Source organism: Novosphingobium sp. (genome assembly GCF_036820275.1).
GTDB lineage: Bacteria > Pseudomonadota > Alphaproteobacteria > Sphingomonadales > Sphingomonadaceae > Novosphingobium.
Window position 1 is genome coordinate 76937 of the sequence record NZ_DAISLT010000023.1, and the last position, 18322, is coordinate 95258.

The window sequence follows — 18322 nt, forward strand, 5'->3', positions numbered from 1 at the left end:
ATTCGCTCAACTTCGACCTGATGTACGGGCTGCCCGGACAGACGATGGCGGATCTCGACGATTCGCTGGCCCGCACGGTCGCGCTTGGTGCCGATCGCATTGCGCTGTTCGGCTATGCCCACGTTCCCCACCTGATCCCACGCCAGCGCAAGATCGACGCCCATGCGCTGCCCGATGCCGCAGAGCGATTTGCGATGGCGGCGCATGGTTATGCCCTGCTGGTCGATGCGGGCTATGTGCCGATCGGTTTCGATCACTTCGCCCGGCCCGGCGATGCGCTGTCCCAGGCGATGCTCTCCGGTCGCCTGCGCCGCAACTTCCAGGGCTTCACCGAGGATGCGGCGCCGGTGCTGCTGGGACTGGGCGCGTCCTCGATCAGCGGCTTTCCCGATCTGCTGGTCCAGAACGAGAAGAATACCGGCCGCTACCGCATGATGCTCTCGCAGGACCGGCTGACGGCGAATCGCGGCATCCGGCGCACGGCGGAAGACCGGAGGCGGGGTGCGGTGATCGAGGCGCTGCTGTGCCGGGGCAGGGCGCGGATCGAGCCGGATCTGCAATACGAGGCCTGGCCGCTGCTGCTGCCCTACTTCGACGCGGGCCTGTGCTACAGCGATGGCGAGGACCTGGTGATCCTGCCCGGAGGTCTGCCTTATGCGCGCTCGATCGCGGCACGCTTCGATCCTTATCGCAAGGATTCGCTGCGGCGCTTCAGCTCGGCGGTGTGACGGTCAGGCGCGGATATCGAATTCCACGCCGAACAGGTTGCCTTTCACCCAGCGCACAAGCCCCCACAGCTCGCGGCCGTCGTCCATTCGCGCGCGAATCACGTCGTTGCAGGCTGGTGGAATGCCGGAGGTCGCAGCGCTCAGCCCGCGCGAAGAGACGTTGCGGACGATGACCTCGATGGGATTCCCCGCCGAATCGGTCAGCGTCACATGCGCGCACCGCTTCCGCCGGCGTTCGCGGAGAATCGGCGTCGGGGTGAAATGGGGAAGGTCCATGCCGGCCAGAACGGCAGGACGTCCAAAATTTTAAGCCGGAAAGTTTCTCGGGCTGTTCCTTTGACCGCGATCAATGCCGGTTCCCGCTTCGGCTGCGAGGAGGGGCGTGCCGGTCGTGCACCGCCAAGGCGAACCTTGCGGGCGGTGCAAACCGCTTCTCCCAACTTCGGGGCGGCTCCAGTGGAGTCGCCCATTTTTTTCGAGAGGCCGCCGCAGGCTTGGCCGATTCGCGTAGCGCACGGTCAGGAATCGGTTCTCGGCCGATTCGGCATGTGATTCGCGGCTGACGGGTGATTCGCAAAAAACCGGACGCGGGCAGCCCCGAAGCGTCGCATCAGCTCGAAAGAGCGAGGCGCTTCGCCGGAAAGGCGTGATTTTCAGCGATTTAGGGAAAATTGGATGCCCCGCGAGGATTCGAACCTCGATAGACGGAATCAGAATCCGTAGTCTTACCATTAGACGACGGGGCATCGGGAGGCGCCCCTCTAGTAGGGCTTCTGATTCGCGTCAAGCACCCTTTTTGTAGTCAGGGTTGCTCCATGACGCGGGGAGCGGTAGCATCGCCTCAGGTATCCGCCGGAAATGGCGGTAGACATATTTTTTGAACGAGATTTACGACCATGGCGGAGCATGATCCGCCGGCAGCAAGAGTCGAAGTGTCGGGCCGTCCGGGAAGGCGGCGCAAGGCGAGGAAGGGCAAGTCACGCTCATCCGGACCCGACACGGCCAAGGCGAAGGCGCGTCCACCGGGCAGCGCCGCCGAGGCAGGCGGAGCGCCGCGCGAAGAGAAGAATTCCGACGCGCCGTCGTCGCCCCGCCAGTCGCCGTCGCGACCGGGAAGACCGCGTCAGAAAAAACCCCGCAAGGCACCGCCCCGGCAGGCCAAGCGCACCCGCGCGCCAAATTCTGGAACAGGCGCCGGGAAAGCTGCGGCGACTCCGCAGGCCGATTCGGTTGCCGAAACCAAGGCGGTGGCATCGCGTCTCGTTTCCGTTGCGGGGACGGAGATGGCGGGCGGTCTGCCGTCGCGCTCTTCGTACCGGCAGTCCTATGCCGCGATCGATCTGGGCACCAACAACTGCCGCCTGCTGATCGCGCGTCCCTCGGGCGAGAACTTCACGGTGATCGACGCCTTCAGCCGCGTCGTGCGGCTGGGAGAGGGGCTGGCCCAGTCCGGCCGCCTCTCCGATGCGGCGATGGAGCGCACCCTCGCCGCGCTGCGGGTCTGTGCCGACAAGCTCATGCGCCGCAACGTCTACCTCGCCCGCTCGGTGGCGACCGAGGCCTGTCGCCGTGCCGAGAACGGTCCGGAATTCATCGAGCGCGTGCGCGAGGAAACCGGCATCGCGCTCGATATCATCAGCGCCCGCGAGGAAGCGCGGCTGGCCGTGCTCGGCTGCCACGTCCTGCTGGAGGACGGTGTCGGCCCGGCGATGATCTTCGACATCGGCGGCGGTTCCACCGAACTCGTCCTGATCGAGAGCACCGACACCGTGCCGCGCATCCTCGACTGGCAATCGGTGCCCTGGGGCGTGGTTTCGCTTACCGAAAGCTGCGGCCCCGAGGGCAACACGCTGGAAGAGCGCCTCGAACGCTACCGGATCATGCACGGCCTCGTGTCCGACAGCTTCGCGGACTTCGCCAAGCGCGTCGCACCGGCGCGGGAGAGCGCGGGGCAGACCGGCCCGCTACGGCTGCTCGGCACGAGCGGCACGGTGACGACGCTGGCCAGCCTCCATCTCGAACTGCCGCAATACGACCGGCGCATGGTGGACGGCTTGATCGTTCCCGCCGAATCGATGCGCGGGATCAGTGCGCGGCTGTCCTCGATGTCGATCGAGGAGCGGCGGGAGGTGAACTGCATCGGGCGCGAACGGGCCGATCTGGTCGTCGCTGGTTGCGCGATCCTCGAATCGATCCTCGACCTCTGGCCTGCCGCCCGTCTCGGGGTTGCCGATCGCGGCATTCGCGAAGGCATCCTGCGCAGCCTCATTGCCTCGCATTCCAGCGGCAAGCCGTTTACCGGCGGCCGAAATCCGGCTTTGGCCGGGCAACACCATCAATTGGAGAACCGGCCATGAGCCGTTCCGGACGCGACCCCAACGAGCGCCTTCGCACCGGCAAGAAGCGCACGACCAGTTCGGCGCGCTGGCTGACCCGCCAGATCAACGACCCTTACGTCAAGCAGGCCAAGGCCGACGGCTATCGCAGCCGCGCGGCCTACAAGCTGATCGAGCTGGACGAGAAGTTCGACCTGTTCAAGGGAGTTACCCGCGCCGTCGACCTCGGTATCGCGCCGGGCGGCTGGAGCCAGGTGCTGCGCCTCAAGTGTCCCAAGGCGAAAGTGGTGGGCATCGATCTGCTGCCCACCGACCCCATCGAGGGCGTGACCATCTTCGAAATGGATTTCATGGCCGACGAAGCCCCCGCCGCGCTGGAAGGTGCGCTGGACGGCGCGCCGGACCTCGTGCTGTCGGACATGGCCGCCAATACCGTGGGCCACAAGCAGACCGACCACTTGCGGACCATGGGCCTGGTGGAGACGGCGGCTGACTTCGCGATCCAGTATCTCGCGCCCGGCGGCACTTTCGTCGCCAAGGTCTTCGCGGGAGGTACCGATACCGAGCTGCTCGGCATCTTGAAAAAGCGCTTCACCAGCGTGAAACATGCCAAGCCTCCGGCGAGCCGCAAGGGATCCTCGGAATGGTACGTGATCGCCAAGGGCTTCAAGGGACCGGCGGCGGAATCCGAATAAGCCGATCGAACAAGAAAAAAACGGTCCGCAAGGCATCTTGCGGACCGTTTTTTGTCGGACTGAGCCGGAATTTTCTACGGCGCGGCGGGGGCACTCGCTTCGGCGGCCGGAGCGGGAGCCTTGTCGTCCGCCGCGGGGGCGGCGTCAGCCGCCGGAGCCGCGCCGGCAGCAGGTGCGGCGGGAAGCGGCAGGTTCGAACCCTGCGCGTTGAGATAGGCGATCACGTTGGCGCGATCCTCGCCCTTGGACAGGCCGGCGAACGTCATCTTGGTGCCGGGGGCGAAGGCCTTGGGGTTCTTCAGCCAGTCGTTCAGCTTGTCGAAGTCCCACTTGCCGCCGACTTTCTTGAGCGCGTCGGAGAAGGCGAAGCCGCCCACGCCCTGGCCGATGCTTTCACCGACGACGCCGTGTAGGTTGGGGCCGATGCCGTTGGCGCCGCCCTGGTTGACCGTGTGGCAGGACGCGCACTTGGCGAAAGTGGCCTGGCCCTTGGCCGGGTCGGCACTGGCGAGGAGGGTGGCGATCGGCACGTCTCCGCCCGCTGCGCTTTCCTGTTCCACGCCTTCGATGGCGTAACCCATCTTTTCGGGACGGTGCGGCTTGTCTGCGTTGAAGTAATGAGAGCTTACGGTGGTCAGACCAAGACCGACGATACCGGCGAACAAAGCCCAGCCGGCAATGGTGTTGAAACGATCATCCATTTCTTGTTTGCCCTTGCCCCACGGATGGAGTTTTTTATCATCCTCTTTGGGCTCAGGGTCTAGAGTTGCCAGCAAGTTAGTGCAAGAGCCATTGCGGACATCGCCATTGCGGCCTAACGCGCGGGCGCTATGCATTCCTATCCCGAACCCGCTCTCGACCTGGTGGCCCGCATGACGGAGGCCGCCGCTGCCGATCCCTCGCGCGCTGCCGCCTTTCAGGGCGCGCCCGGATGCAATTCGCACCGGGCGGCACTGGAGCACGATCCCGACTGTCTGCCGCTGCCGTGCTTCTCGTTCGAGGATGCGCTGGATGCGGTGAAGGACGGGCGTGCCGACCGGGCGATCATCCCGATCGAGAATTCGCAGCACGGGCGCGTGGCGGACATCCACTTCCTGCTGCCGGAAAGCGGTCTCTCGATCGTCGGCGAGCACTTCATGGGCATCGAGCATGCGCTGATGGCGCTGGGTGAAGGGCCGTTCTCCGGGGCCTACAGCCACCCGCAGGCGCTCGGCCAGTCGCGCCATTACCTGCGCGAGCGCGGCATCGTGCCGATGGCCTATGCCGATACCGCCGGCGCTGCCGCCTTCGTGCGCGATCAGAACGATCCCGAGGCCTGCGCCATCGCGCCGAAGCTCGCCGCCGAGCTTTATGGTCTCAAGATCATCGAGGAAAACGTCGAGGACGCAGCGGACAACACCACCCGCTTCGTGGTCCTCTCGCGCGAGCCGCTCGATCCCTTCGCGCTGCGGGGCGAGAAGGCGATGACCACCTTCATCTTCGAAGTGAAGAACATTCCGGCCGCGCTCTACAAGGCGCTCGGCGGCTTCGCGACCAACGGCGTCAACATGACCAAGCTGGAAAGCTACCAGATCGGCGCCAGCTTCGCGGCGACGACCTTCTATGCCGATATCGAGGGCGCCCCCGGCGAATCGCGGATCGACCTGGCGCTTCAGGAATTGGCCTTCCATTGCAAGTACGTGCGCCCGCTCGGCACGTACCGGCAGTCCCGTCCGCGCGGATAGGCAATCGCGCTTTCGCAACGGGTTGCGCTGCCGACTCCCCCATGCCAATCATCCCTTCGATATGCCTGAAGGGGGTCACATGGCGGGGGCGGCCGCAGCCCAAAGTGCCGCGAGCGACTGGGAAGCCGTTCGGGGTGCCACGGATATCCAGTACGCGCCGCTCGCGCCGGTAAAGCCGGTTCAGGCCGAGGCGCCCGAATGGCTCCAGGCTTTCGGCCACCTGCTGGAGGCGATCTTCGCGCCGATCGGGCAGCTGCTCGGCATGTCCTGGCCGATCTTTTCCAATGTCCTGATCGCCCTGGCGATTCTTCTCGCGCTCTTCGTCCTGTGGCGAATCTTCGGTCCGGTCATCGCCGGCCTGCGGAATCGGGCGGAGGCCGAAGAAGCGGAAAGCTGGGTTCCCGTCGAGGCCGAGGCGCTGGCCTTGCTGGAGGATGCCGACCGGCTCGCCCGCGAAGGCCGCTTCGCCGAAGCGACGCATCTCCTGCTGCGCCGCAGTGTCGGCCAGATCCGCGATGCCCGGCCGGACTGGCTCCATCCCGCCAGCACCGCGCGCGAGATTTCGGCCCTGCCGATGCTGCCGGACAGCGGGCGAGAGGCTTTCGCGACGATCGCCACCCGCGTCGAACGCAGCCGCTTTGCCCTGCGCGATCTCGACGCCGGGGACTGGAGCGCCGCGCGTGAGGCCTATGCCCGCTTCGCCCGTATCGAGCTGCGCGCATGAGCGGGACGAGTCCGGCACGCGTGGCCGTGGGCGCCAATCCTTTCTCGCGCTGGGCGGTGCTGGCGTTGGTGGTGATCGGCTCGGCGCTCTTCGTGGCGCTGTTGTGGATGATCGGCACCGGGACCGGTTTCGGCTCGACCAACGACGGACAGGCCCATGCCGAGGGGCGGGGGCTCAACGGCTATGCCGCCATGGCCGCCTATCTCGAAAAGCGGGGCCATCCGGTGGTGCGCGCCCGCAATGCCGGTCTGCTCGACAAGGAAGGGCTGCTGGTGCTGACGCCGCCTGCGGGAGCGGACGGCAAGGATATCGAGAAGATCGTCTCGAAGCGGCGCTATATCGGCCCGACCTTGGTGATCTCGCCCAAGTGGCTGGCCTATCCCACGACCAGCGAGCAGAAGGGCGCGAAATCCGGCTGGGTCAATGTCGAGGGAACCAATGCGCTCCAGTGGAGGGGCTTCCTCGACGATGTGACGCTGGTGCAGGGCGATGTCGATGCCAATGGCCAGCCCGCGCACTGGCAGGGCTTCGGGCTCGGCGGGACTTTGCCCAGCCGCAAGTTCCTGCAATCGGCCAAGGGCGACAATCTCGTTCCCCTCGTCGCGGAGCAGGACGGACGGATTCTTGCTGCCTTCATCGACGACGGCGGCAGTTATCCGGCGCTTGAGGACGCGGCGCTCGGCTCCATGCAGAGCGATCCGGAGGACGAGGACCGCTATCCGCTGGTGGTGGTGTTCGAACCCGACCTGCTCGACAACTGGGGCATGGCGGATCGGCGCTCCGCGCAGCTGATCGACGCGCTGGTCGCCGCGAGCGAGGTCGCACCCGGTGGCACGATCACCTTCGACCTCACGATGAACGGCTTCGGCCGCGCGCAGAACCTGCTGACCCTGGCCTTCACGCCGCCGTTCCTGGCAGCCACGCTTTGCCTGGTACTGGCCGCGCTGGTGCTGGGTTGGCGCGCGTTCCTGCGCTTCGGGCCGCCGCTGGCCGCCGAGCGGGCGATCGCCTTCGGCAAGGGCGCGCTGGTCGCCAATGCCGCCGGGCTGGTGCGCCGCTCGCGCCGCCTCCACCTCATCGGCGGGCCTTATGCCGACCATGCCCGCGAGCGGCTGGTCCATGCCCTGGCGCTGCCCCGCACTCTGCCGCCCGAGGAAGCCGATGCCGCGATCGACCGCGCGCTCGCCTCGCGCAAGGCGGATGCCGAACCCTTTTCCGCGATCGCCGCGCGCCTCAGGCGCGCCCGGCGACCGCATGACCTCGTCAAGGCTGCGCGCGATCTTCACGCGCTCGAAAGGATGCTGACTCGATGAACGATGTTCAAACCCCCGACTTCACCGTCGATCTGGCATCGGTCGCCACGCTGGCCGGAAGCATCCGCGAGCAGATCGCCAAGGCGGTGGTGGGCCAGAACCAGACCGTCGAGCATCTGCTGATCGCGCTGCTGGCGCGCGGGCATGTGTTGCTCGAAGGGCCTCCGGGCACTGCCAAGACCTTCCTCGCGCAGTGCTTCGCGGCGACGCTGGGGCTGGACTTCGGCCGCATCCAGTTCACGCCGGACCTGATGCCGGGCGATATCCTCGGCTCGAACCTGTTCAATTTCCAGACCAGCCAGTTCACCCTGACTCACGGCCCGATCTTCTGCGACCTGCTGCTGGCCGACGAAATCAACCGCACCCCGCCCAAGACCCAGGCCGCCTTGCTCGAAGCCATGCAGGAGCGCCGCGTCACGCTGGACGGCACCGCCCATCCGCTGCCGCCGCAGTTCATGGTGGTGGCGACGCAGAACCCGATCGAGAGCCAGGGCGTCTATCCGCTGCCGGAAGCGCAGCTCGATCGCTTCCTGTTCAAGGTGGATGTGCATTACCCCAGCTTCGAGGAAGAACTGCGCATCGTCTCCCGCTTCGGCGAGAATCGCGGCGCGCCCAGTCCGGCGGACTGCGGCGTGGAAGCCGTGGCCGGCCATGCCGTGATCGAGGCCGCCGCGCGCAGCGTTGCGCAAGTGACCTTGGCCGAGAGCGTGACCGATTACGTCGTGCGCCTGGTGCGCGCCACCCGCGAGAGCCCGGACCTTGCCAGCGGCGCCAGCCCGCGCGCAGCGGTGCTGCTGGCGGGAGCTGCCCGTGCCCGCGCCGCGCTGGAAGGCCGCGACTACGTGGTGCCGGACGATGTGAAGGCGCTGGCCGGATCGGTGCTGCGCCATCGCCTGCTGCTCAGCCCCGCGGCCGAGATCGAGGGCAAGCAGGTGGAGGCGCTCGTCGCCCAGCTCGTCGAGCAGACCGAGGCGCCTCGATAATCTCATGAGCCTGCGTTCCGCTCCTCTGGTCCCCACCGCGCGCGCGGCCGGGCTGCTGGCGTTGGCCGCGCCGGTCGCGCTGGTGATCGGTGCGACCCGGCCGGAGGCCTGGATCGTGGCGCCGGTCTTCGGGCTTGCGGTGCTGGCGCTGATCGTCGTCGATGCCCTGTTGGCCGGACGGCTGGGCGACCTCGAAATCGCGGTGCCGGGCGATGTCGAAGTGGGCGCGCCGTTCGAAGTGACCGCTGCGCTGGGTCTCTCGGGCAAGCGTGCCTCCCGCGTCGAACTGGCGCTGGAATGCGATTCGCGCCTGGCACCGGGCGGTCGGGCAAGCCTGCCGCTGGAACCACGGGACACTGGCTGGCACGGTGTGCTGACCTTGCGGGCCTCGCGGCGCGGCACTGGACGGATCGCCGGGACCTGGCTGCGCTGGACCGGGCCGCTGGGCCTCGGTGCCCGCCAGTTCCGGGGCGATCTCGACAGGGACGTGCGTATCTGGCCGAACATCGCCGCCGTGCGCTCGCCCGCCTTGCAGACCTTCCTCAAGGATGCGCAGTTCGGGCTGATCGCCCGGCGCATCCGGGGTGAGGGCACCCAGTTCGAATCGCTGGCCGAGTACGAGCCGGGCATGGACCGGCGACGGATCGACTGGAAAAGCTCGGCCCGCCACGTCCATCTCTATGCCAAGGAATACGAGACCGAGCGCAACAACCAGATCGTCTTCGCCTTCGACTGCGGCCAGACGATGTGCGAGCCGATCCAGGGGATGCCCCGGCTGGACCGGGCCGTCTCGGCGGCGCTGGCGACAAGCTATGTCGCGCTGAAAGGCGGGGACCGGGTATCGCTGTTCGGCTTCGCGGCGCGGCCCGAAGTGACGACCCCGTTCGTCACCGCCTCGCGCGACTTTTTCCGCCTGCAACGCGCGGCGGCGGGGCTGGAGTACCGCTCGGAGGAGCCGAACTTCACCCTTGCGCTGGCGACCCTGGCGGCGCGGCTTCAGCGCCGTTCGCTGATCGTGGTGTTCTCCGACTTCACCGACCCCACGAGCGCGCAGCTCATGATCGAATCGATCGGCAGGCTGGTCTCGCGCCATGTCGTGCTGTTCGTGACGATGGCCGACGACGAGCTTGAGGCGATCTCCGGCGCCGCGCCGGAAGACCTCGAAACCCTGTCCATGGCGGTTTCCGCCGACACCCTGCTGCGCCAGCGCGCGCTGGTGACGAAGAAGCTGCAACAGCTCGGCGTGGACGTGGTGGAGGCGCCCTATCACACGATCGGCACCCGCCTGATCGACGCCTATCTCGCCATCAAGCGATCGGGAGCGATCGGATGAACGCCGCCAGCCTGATTCCCGATTCCGTTTCCGCCATCGAGAGCGCCGCGCTGCGCTCCGACCGCTTCCGCCTGGAGCGCGAGGCCGACTGGCAGAGGTTGGAAGCGATCGTCACCCGCATGGAGAAGGGCCGGTTGCGCCGCCTTTCGGACGAGGACCTGCTGGCGCTGCCCGGCCTCTACCGCACGGTGGCCTCGAGCCTTTCCATCGCCCGCGAAACCTCGCTCGATGCGGCGACGCTCGCCTATCTGGAGGCGCTGGTGCAGCGGGCCTGGTTCGTCGTCTACGGCCCGCGCACTTCGCTGTGGGACTGGCTGCGCGGCTTCCTCGGCGGCGGCTGGAGCGCGGCAGTCCGGGCGATCTGGATCGATCTTCTGGTGGCGCTGGCGGTCATGGTCGCCGGAGTCGCGGTGGGCTGGCTGCTCGTGGCGCACGACGTGAACTGGTATCATGCGCTGGTCGGCGGCGACATGGCGGGCAGCCGGGTGCCGGGGGCGACGCCGCAGGCCTTGCGGGGGACCTTGTTCGGAGAAGCGGAGCGGCCCGGCATGAGCGTCTTCGCGGCCCAGCTCTTCAGCAACAATGCGCAAGTCTCGATCCTGGCCTTTGCGCTCGGTTTCGCCTTCGGGCTGCCTTCGCTGATGCTGCTGGTCCAGAACATGGCCTCGCTGGGGGCGATGCTCTGGCTCTACAGCGGCGCGGGGCTGCTCGTCGATTTCGCGGGCTGGCTGGCGGTGCACGGCACGACCGAGCTTTTCGCGATCCTGCTGGCCGGAGGGGCGGGGCTGCATATCGGCCGGGCCTTGGCCTTTCCGGGCAACCGGCCGATCCTTCAGGCCGCGTCCGAGGCGGGCCGCCGTTCGGCGCTGGTGATGACCGGCGTGGTGCTGATGCTGATCGTCGCCGCACTGCTCGAAGGATTTGCGCGGCAGATGGTGGACCAGACTTTCGGGCGCTTCGTCATCGGCGGTTTCATGCTCTCGCTGTGGTGCGCCTATTTCTTCGCCTTTCGCGGGAATAGTAGGCCGATCGGCTCCGGCAAGGTGAGGGCGGCATGAGACGCAGCCACCGCTCGCGCGACCGCGTCCTGACGACGCCTGAGGGCATTTCGGTGCCCGTCACCGTTGCCAGCCGGGGCTCGCGCCTCGGCGCGCTCCTGCTCGACCTCACGTTCATAGCCCTGCTGATCGGGCTGACCACCACTGCGCTGATCCTGATGGCCGGGGGCATCGGCGCCTTCGCGATTCAGGTCGAGAAGACGACCGCGCTCGGCCATGCGCTGCAATTCCTGGTGATCGTCTGGATCGTCATCATGTTCCTGTTCCGGAACGCCTATTTCCTGTTCTTCGAACTCGGCCCGCGCGGGGCGACGCCGGGCAAGCGGCTGTCGGGCATCCGCATCGCCGCGCGCGACGGCGGCCGCCTCACCGCCGAGATGGTGATCGCGCGCAACCTGCTGCGCGACGTCGAGCTGTTCCTGCCGCTGATCTTCATCATGCAGGCGGGCGTCGAGAGCGGCATGGGCTGGCTGGCCGCGGCGGGCTGGTTCGCCATCTTCCTGCTGTTCCCGCTGTTCAACCGCGACGCCCTGCGCGCGGGAGACGTGATTGCCGGAACCTGGGTGCTGGAGCGTCCGCGCCGCAAGCTGGAAGCCGCGCTTTCGGTCAGCCGCGACCGTGCGGCGCAGTCTCGCACCGAGCGAAATGACTCTGCACCCGCACGCCGCGGCTATAGGTTCGAGGAAGCGGAACTGGCGGTCTACGGCGAGTACGAGTTGCAGGCACTCGAACGCGTGCTGCGCGACGACCGCTCGCAGTCGCTGGACAGCGTCTACCAGACCATCGCCAACAAGATCGGCCGCACCGACGGCTGGAACGACGAGCGCGCCTTCCTGGAAGACTATTACACCCAATTGCGTGCGCGACTGGAAGCGGGCATGCGCATGGGCCGCCGCAAGGCCGACAAGTTTTCCGGGACCCAGGGATGACACTCCAACTCGCCGTCGTCGAGGACGATCTGACCGATCGTCAGGTGCTCGACCTGCTCCAGCTCCATCTCGACGAGATGCGGCAGTGGTCGCCGCCCGAGAGTGTCCATGCGATGCCTGCCGAGCGCCTGCGCCAGCCGGACGTGACGTTCTTCTCGGCCTGGGACGGCGAGCGCGTCGTCGGTTGCGGTGCGATCAAGCATCTGGGTGAGGGGCACGGCGAACTCAAGTCGATGCGGGCGGCGCCCGACTATCGCGGCAAGGGCGTGGGCAAGGCGATCCTGCTGCGCCTGATCGAGGAAGCCCATGCGCGCGGTTACACGCGCGTCAGCCTCGAAACCGGGCGGCCCGAGCCGTTCCACGCTGCCCACGGCCTCTACCGCGCCCATGGCTTTGCGGAATGCCTGCCTTTCGGCAGCTATGAGCACGACCCGTTCTCGATGTGCATGACCAAGGAACTGTGATGAACCTGCGTTTCGCCGCCCCCGCCGATGCCGCTGCGCTGGCCGATCTCGGTGCGCGCAGCTTCGTCGCGAAATTCGGGTACATGTATACGCCGGAGGATCTCGAGAACTTCCTGGCCGAATCGCATAGCGAGGCGAAGGCGGCCAAGGAGATCGCGGATCCCGCCATGCAAGTTCTGCTGGCCGAGGAAGAGGGCAGGCTGCTGGGCTTCTGCAAGCTCGTCCTTGCCTGCGGTTGGCCGGACCATGCACGCGGGCGGACGGTGATCGAACTCAAGCAGCTCTACACCGATCCGGAGACGACCGGACGCGGAATCGGTTCGGCGCTGATGGACCGGGCCATGGAGATCGCCCGCGAACAGGAGGCCGACGAAATGCAGCTTTCCGTCTGGAGCGGCAACGAAGGCGCGCAGAAGTTCTATGCCCGCTACGGCTTCGGCAAAGTGGCGGATATCTTTTTCATGGTCGGTGACCAGCGGGATGACGAGTTTCTCTACGCCCGGATGATGTGATAGCCGACAACGGCAAATGCGCCCGGAAGGGCGTTTCCGGCCTGCGCCCGAAAGGCTGATCGCGTTCACGCGCAATCGTGCTTCAAACCGTCACCGCAAAGGCCTATAGGGGCGGCATGTCTTCCGTACGTCCCTGGCGCGACATCGAGCGCCGCAAGAGCCGCCAGATCATGGTCGGCAATGTTCCCGTCGGCGGCGATGCCCCGATTACGGTGCAGACCATGACCAACACCCTCACGTCCGACGCCAAGGCGACGATCGACCAGATCCGTCGCTGCGAGGATGCCGGGGCGGACCTGATCCGTGTCTCCTGCCCCGACGTGGAGAGCACGGCGGCGATGAAGGAGATCGTCCGCGCCTCCCGCGTGCCGCTGATCGCCGACATCCATTTCCACTACAAGCGCGCGCTCGAAGCCGCCGATGCCGGCGCGGCCTGCCTGCGCATCAATCCGGGCAATATCGGTTCCCATGAACGGGTCGCCGAAGTGGTGCGCGCGGCCAAGGCCAACGGCTGCGCCATCCGCATCGGCGTCAATGCCGGCAGCCTCGAAAAGGACCTGCTGGAAAAGTACGGCGAGCCGTGCCCCGAAGCGCTGGTCGAATCCGCGCTCGACCACATCAAGCTGCTTCAGGACCACGACTTCCACGAATACAAGGTGGCGGTGAAGGCCAGCGACGTGTTCCTCGCCGTCGCCGCCTACCAGGGCCTTGCGGATGCCGTGGACTGCCCGCTGCATCTCGGCATCACCGAGGCGGGCGGGCTTATCGGGGGCACCGTGAAGTCCTCGATCGGCATGGGCATGCTGCTCTGGTCGGGCATCGGCGACACCTTGCGCGTCTCGCTCTCGGCCGAGCCGGAAGAGGAAGTGCGCGTCGGTTTCGAGATGCTCAAGGCGCTGGGCCTGCGCACGCGCGGCGTGCGCGTGGTGTCCTGTCCGTCCTGCGCCCGACAGGGCTTCGACGTGATCCGCACGGTCGAGGCGCTGGAGGACCGTCTCCAGCACATCAAGACCCCGCTCTCGCTCTCGGTGCTCGGCTGCGTCGTCAACGGTCCCGGCGAAGCGCGCGAGACCGACATCGGCCTGACCGGCGGCGGTAACGGCAAGCACATGGTCTATCTCTCGGGCGTGACCGACCACGTCGTGCAGTCCGAGGACATGCTCGACCACATCGTCAAGCTGGTCGAGGCCAAGGCTGCCGAGATCGAAGCCGCGAACGAGGCGCAGGCCCAGGCCGCTGAATGAGTCCTGCTGAATGAGTTTCAGCGAGCGAGTGGGCGGGGAGGCAAGGGCTTTCCTCGCCTCGCTGCGCGGCGGCGTGATGCTGTTGAAGCTGGCGCCGATCGTACCCGCGCTCGCGGTGCTGCCGGAGTTCGCGCAGCATGTCGTCGAGATTCGTCTCGGCATGTTCGCGAGCCACGATGCCTTCGCCGCGTTCGGTTCCGCTCCGGCGCGGATGTCGTTGGGGTCGATCAAGGTGGCGGGGTTGATGCTCTCGATCCTGCTGGCGGCCCGCTTCTGGGCCAATCGCGCGGAAGGTGCGCGGTTATGGAGCCTGGCCGGGATCGGCTGGAAGCAGGTGTTGCTCGGCTTCCTCGTGCAGGTGCTGTGCTCGATCCCCGGTTTCTTCGATCTTCGTCTGCCGCCTGCGGGTGAGTTAGCGCTTTCGGCGTTTCTCTTTCTCGTCAGCCTGCCGGGTCTGGTGCTGATGATCGGCGGCCTGCTGGGCGACCGGACCAGCGGCTTGAGGGACGCCTATCGGAACGGCTGGGGCCAGGCTCTGCGCATGGCGATTTTTACCGGGCCGGTCTTCGCCGTCTTGCAGCAAGTCCATCACTGGAACCATGTCATCGCGCTGGGCAAGCCCTTGGCCGTCGTCTGGGGCCTGATGATCTGGGACGCATTGCTGGTCGGTCTGATCGCGACGCAGGTGGGGACCGGGCTTTATTACGGTTATCGTGCCGGGCGCATTCCTAGGGCCTGATTCTAATTCGTCATTGCTTCGCTACGCTCGCAATGACGAGAAAAGGGAAGGCGGCGCAGCCATTCCAACTCCGTTAGCCATGAGCGCACCGAGCGATAGGGCAGGGCGCAAGGCAGACAGTACCGGGGGTGCAGGGGGGGCCATGCTCCCCTGCTTTTCATTTCAATCTTCAGACGAACCCAACGAGCCCCGCAAGGCTGGACCAGACTGCGAACGCAGCCATGGCGATGGCGGATGCCATTGCGGCCGGTACGAACTTGGACTCGGGGTTGCCCATCTGAAGCCAGCCTTGCGGGAAGAACGGAAGGTGACGTTTCTATGCCCGTGACCGGACCGCCGGGCCATGTCGCCGGTCGAGCCCCGTAAGCCGCCCATCGAAGCCTAAAGCAAAAGGCCCCGCCGGATCGCTCCGGCGGGGCCTTTCGTGTGCCTGTCAGGCGGGAGGTCTAAGGCTTATGCCTCGCCTTCCTCGTCACCCTTGATCAGGTAGTCGCCGGCATCGGCGTCCAGACCATGGGTTTCACCTTCGACCGAAGCGAGCGGATCGTTGCCGATCGCGGCTTCCGGGCCCTGGGCCAGTTCGGCTGCATGCTCTTCTTCCGCCGTGTTGGCGGCGATCAGCGATTCCTGCAGGCGGCGGTAGGACGCGCGCAGGGCAGCGTCGCGGCTGGAGGCCGCCACGCGGACGCGGTTCATGCCGGCGCCGGTACCCGCCGGGATGAGGCGGCCGACGATGACGTTTTCCTTGAGGCCGATGAGCGAGTCCTTCTTGCCCTCGACAGCCGCCTGCGTGAGCACGCGGGTGGTCTCCTGGAACGACGCCGCCGAGATGAACGAGCGGGTCTGGAGCGACGCCTTGGTGATGCCGAGAAGCACCGGCTTGCCTTCCGCAGGCATCTTGCCCTCGGGAAGCTTGCTGTTGATCTCGAACATTTCCTCGTAGTCGACCTGTTCGCCCGGCAGCAGGGTGGTGTCGCCACCGGCCGTGATCTCGACCTTCTGCAGCATCTGACGAACGATTGTCTCGATGTGCTTGTCGTTGATCTTCACGCCCTGCAAGCGGTAGACTTCCTGGATTTCCGCGACGAGGTATTCTGCCAGAGCCTCGACGCCGAGGACTTCCAGAATGTCGTGCGGATCGGGCGAACCCGAGATCAGGTTGTCGCCCTTCTTGACGAAGTCGCCTTCCTGCACGTCGATCACGCGGCTCTTCGGGATCAGGTACTCAACCGGATCACCCTCTTCCGGGATGATCGCGATCTTGCGCTTGGCCTTGTAGTCACGCACGAACTCGATGCGGCCCGAGATCTTGGCGATGATCGAGTTGTCCTTCGGCTTGCGAGCCTCGAACAGTTCGGCAACGCGCGGCAGACCGCCGGTGATGTCGCGGGTCTTGGCAGCTTCGCGCGAAGCACGGGCGATGATGTCGCCGGCTTCGACGGTCTGGCCGTCCTCGACCGAGAGCGTGGTGCCCGGCGCCATCATGTAGCGTGCGGTTTCACCCGACGAATCGTCCAGAAGCGTGATGCGCGGACGCAGGTCTTCCTTCTTCTTCGCGGAGCGCGACGAACGGTCTTCGGTAACGACACGGCTGGTCATGCCGGTCGCATCGTCGACATGCTCGGTCAGCGTGCGGGTATCGAGGAGGTCCTGATACTTCACGACGCCCGAGGTTTCGGTGATGATGGGCAGCGAGAACGGATCCCACTCGGCCAGACGTTCGCCTTCCTTGATCGTCGCGCCGCTCGTGTGGAGCAGCACGGTGCCGTAAGGCACGCGGTGCATGGCGCGCTCGCGGCCTTCGGTGTCCAGCACGACGATTTCGCCGTTGCGGGCCAGCGACAGACGACGGCCGCGCTTGTCGACGATCGTCGGGATGTCGCGATACTGCACGGTACCGTCGCTGATCGCTTCCAGATGGCTGGTTTCGTTCAGCTGGGCAGCGCCGCCGATGTGGAAGGTACGCATGGTGAGCTGCGTGCCCGGTTCACCGATCGACTGTGCGGCGATGACGCCGACGGCTTCACCGATGTTAACCGGAGTACCCCGGGCGAGGTCACGACCGTAGCACTTGCCGCAGACGCCCGACTGGGCTTCGCAGACCAGCGGCGAACGGATGCGGGCAGCCTGCAGGCCGGTCGCCTCGATCGCAGCCACGGCGGCTTCGTCCAGGAGCTGGCCCTTGGCGGCGATGACGTTGCCTTCCTTGTCGGCAATGTCCTCGGCCAGGGTACGACCCAGGATACGCTCGGCGAGCGAGGCGATGGTGGAACCGCCCTGCACGATCGAACGCATTTCCAGCGCACGCTCGGTACCGCAATCCTCGATCACGACGACGCAGTCCTGCGACACGTCGACCAGACGGCGGGTCAGGTAACCCGAGTTTGCCGTCTTGAGCGCCGTATCCGCCAGGCCCTTACGAGCGCCGTGGGTCGAGTTGAAGTATTCAAGAACGGTCAGACCTTCCTTGAAGTTCGAGATGATCGGCGTTTCGATGATCTCGCCCGACGGCTTGGCCATGAGGCCGCGCATACCGCCAAGCTGCTTCATCTGCGCCGGGCTACCACGTGCACCGGAGTGGCTCATCATGTAGATCGAGTTGATCTGGGCCATGCGGCCCGTCTCGGGATCGATCGGCTGAGCCTTCAGCTCTTCCATCATGGCGTTCGCCACCTGGTCGCCGCAACGGCTCCAGGCGTCGATCACCTTGTTGTACTTTTCCTGCTGGGTGATGAGGCCGTCCTGGTACTGCTGCTCGTAGTCGGCAACCAGTTCCTTGGTCTCGCCAACCAGGGCTTCCTTCGATTCCGGGATGATCATGTCATCCTTGCCGAAGGAGATGCCTGCTTTGAACGCGTTGCGGAAGCCGAGCGACATGATCGCGTCGGCGAACAGCACCGTGTCCTTCTGGCCGGTGTGACGGTAGACCTGGTCGATGACGTCCCCGATTTCCTTCTTGGTGAGAAGGCGGTTGACGACGTCGAAGGGCACGGTGTGCGACTTCGGCAGGCATTCGCCCAGCAGCATGCGGCCCGGAGTGGTCTCGAAGCGCTTCATGTACTGCTCGCCGTTCTCGTCGGTCTGCGGCACGCGGGCCTCGATCTTCGAGTGCAGCGTCACGGCACCGACGTGAAGCGCCTGGTGCACTTCGGCCATGTCCGCGAACTTCATGCCTTCGCCCGGCTCGCCGGTACGGTCCATCGACAGGTAGTACAGGCCGAGAACCATGTCCTGCGAAGGAACGATGATCGGCTTGCCGTTCGCCGGCGACAGGATGTTGTTGGTCGACATCATCAGCACGCGCGCTTCCAGCTGGGCTTCCAGCGAGAGCGGCACGTGGACGGCCATCTGGTCACCGTCGAAGTCGGCGTTGAACGCCGCGCAGACGAGCGGGTGGATCTGGACGGCCTTGCCCTCGACGAGCTGCGGCTCGAACGCCTGGATGCCCAGACGGTGCAGCGTCGGCGCGCGGTTGAGCAGCACGGGGTGCTCACGGATGACCTCTTCGAGGACGTCCCACACGACCGAGCGCTGACGCTC

General features: G+C 66.3%; 16 protein-coding genes, 1 tRNA gene and 1 pseudogene. 14 read left to right on the forward strand and 4 right to left on the reverse strand.

Features of this window, described 5'->3' with window-relative positions:
• Positions 1–728: pseudogene (locus tag V7066_RS17640) on the forward strand (coproporphyrinogen III oxidase); the annotation flags it as partial.
• A gap of 3 nt (positions 729–731) precedes the next feature.
• Here V7066_RS17640 and V7066_RS17645 read toward each other — a convergent pair.
• Together V7066_RS17645 and V7066_RS17650 are read right to left on the reverse strand one after the other, a co-directional pair.
• Entirely contained in the window at positions 732–938 is a 207-nt protein-coding gene (locus V7066_RS17645; protein ID WP_334184288.1) for a histidine kinase, read from the reverse strand.
• 462 nt (positions 939–1400) lie between these two features.
• A tRNA-Gln gene (locus tag V7066_RS17650) sits at positions 1401–1474 on the reverse strand.
• Positions 1475–1624: 150 nt separating this feature from the next.
• On the opposite strand from V7066_RS17650, the gene V7066_RS17655 reads away from it, so the two are divergent.
• Positions 1625–3085, forward strand: a complete 1461-nt coding sequence (locus V7066_RS17655) for a Ppx/GppA phosphatase family protein (RefSeq protein ID WP_334184289.1) — start codon at positions 1625–1627, stop codon at positions 3083–3085.
• The gene (locus V7066_RS17660) at positions 3082–3759 is read left to right on the forward strand and encodes an RlmE family RNA methyltransferase (RefSeq protein ID WP_334184290.1); all 678 of its coding nucleotides are present in this window, start codon (positions 3082–3084) and stop codon (positions 3757–3759) included. The genes V7066_RS17655 and V7066_RS17660 overlap by 4 nt, the downstream gene beginning before the upstream one ends.
• Before the next feature lie 74 nt (positions 3760–3833).
• Here the strand turns inward: V7066_RS17660 and V7066_RS17665 are convergent, their stop codons facing one another.
• Positions 3834–4460, reverse strand: a complete 627-nt coding sequence (locus V7066_RS17665) for a c-type cytochrome (RefSeq protein ID WP_334184291.1) — start codon at positions 4458–4460, stop codon at positions 3834–3836.
• 129 nt (positions 4461–4589) lie between these two features.
• On the opposite strand from V7066_RS17665, the gene V7066_RS17670 reads away from it, so the two are divergent.
• The 11 genes from V7066_RS17670 (at position 4590) to V7066_RS17720 (ending at position 14782) form a co-directional block, all read left to right on the forward strand.
• On the forward strand, positions 4590–5483 hold the full coding sequence (locus tag V7066_RS17670) for a prephenate dehydratase (RefSeq protein ID WP_334184292.1): 894 nt from the start codon (positions 4590–4592) through the stop codon (positions 5481–5483).
• 79 nt (positions 5484–5562) lie between these two features.
• Positions 5563–6207: a hypothetical protein gene (locus V7066_RS17675; RefSeq protein ID WP_334184293.1), complete on the forward strand. Its 645-nt coding sequence runs from the start codon at positions 5563–5565 to the stop codon at positions 6205–6207.
• A complete protein-coding gene (locus V7066_RS17680; RefSeq protein WP_334184294.1) occupies positions 6204–7520 on the forward strand; it encodes a DUF4350 domain-containing protein in 1317 nt (438 codons plus the stop codon). Before V7066_RS17675 ends, V7066_RS17680 begins: the two co-directional genes overlap by 4 nt.
• Positions 7517–8503, forward strand: a complete 987-nt coding sequence (locus tag V7066_RS17685; protein ID WP_334184295.1) for an AAA family ATPase — start codon at positions 7517–7519, stop codon at positions 8501–8503. The genes V7066_RS17680 and V7066_RS17685 overlap by 4 nt, the downstream gene beginning before the upstream one ends.
• 4 nt (positions 8504–8507) lie before the next feature.
• Entirely contained in the window at positions 8508–9836 is a 1329-nt protein-coding gene (locus V7066_RS17690) for a DUF58 domain-containing protein (RefSeq protein WP_334184296.1), read from the forward strand.
• On the forward strand, positions 9833–10894 hold the full coding sequence (locus V7066_RS17695; protein ID WP_334184297.1) for a stage II sporulation protein M: 1062 nt from the start codon (positions 9833–9835) through the stop codon (positions 10892–10894). Before V7066_RS17690 ends, V7066_RS17695 begins: the two co-directional genes overlap by 4 nt.
• Positions 10891–11823, forward strand: coding sequence for an RDD family protein (locus tag V7066_RS17700; RefSeq protein WP_334184298.1), 933 nt, complete (start codon positions 10891–10893; stop codon positions 11821–11823). Before V7066_RS17695 ends, V7066_RS17700 begins: the two co-directional genes overlap by 4 nt.
• Positions 11820–12287 carry a GNAT family N-acetyltransferase gene (locus tag V7066_RS17705; RefSeq protein ID WP_334184299.1) on the forward strand — a complete coding sequence of 156 codons (468 nt, stop codon included), beginning with the start codon at positions 11820–11822 and terminating at the stop codon, positions 12285–12287. The genes V7066_RS17700 and V7066_RS17705 overlap by 4 nt, the downstream gene beginning before the upstream one ends.
• Positions 12287–12799 (forward strand): GNAT family N-acetyltransferase, encoded by a 513-nt coding sequence (locus tag V7066_RS17710; protein ID WP_334184300.1) that lies wholly within the window; start codon positions 12287–12289, stop codon positions 12797–12799. Before V7066_RS17705 ends, V7066_RS17710 begins: the two co-directional genes overlap by 1 nt.
• A 116-nt stretch (positions 12800–12915) precedes the next feature.
• Entirely contained in the window at positions 12916–14043 is a 1128-nt protein-coding gene (gene ispG, locus V7066_RS17715; protein ID WP_334184301.1) for a flavodoxin-dependent (E)-4-hydroxy-3-methylbut-2-enyl-diphosphate synthase, read from the forward strand.
• Between the two features lie 10 nt (positions 14044–14053).
• The gene (locus V7066_RS17720) at positions 14054–14782 is read left to right on the forward strand and encodes a hypothetical protein (protein WP_334184302.1); all 729 of its coding nucleotides are present in this window, start codon (positions 14054–14056) and stop codon (positions 14780–14782) included.
• A gap of 453 nt (positions 14783–15235) precedes the next feature.
• On the opposite strand, the gene rpoC is transcribed toward V7066_RS17720, so the two are convergent.
• The coding region (gene rpoC, locus V7066_RS17725; RefSeq protein ID WP_334184303.1) for a DNA-directed RNA polymerase subunit beta' at positions 15236–18322 on the reverse strand (3087 nt) is incomplete at its 5' end.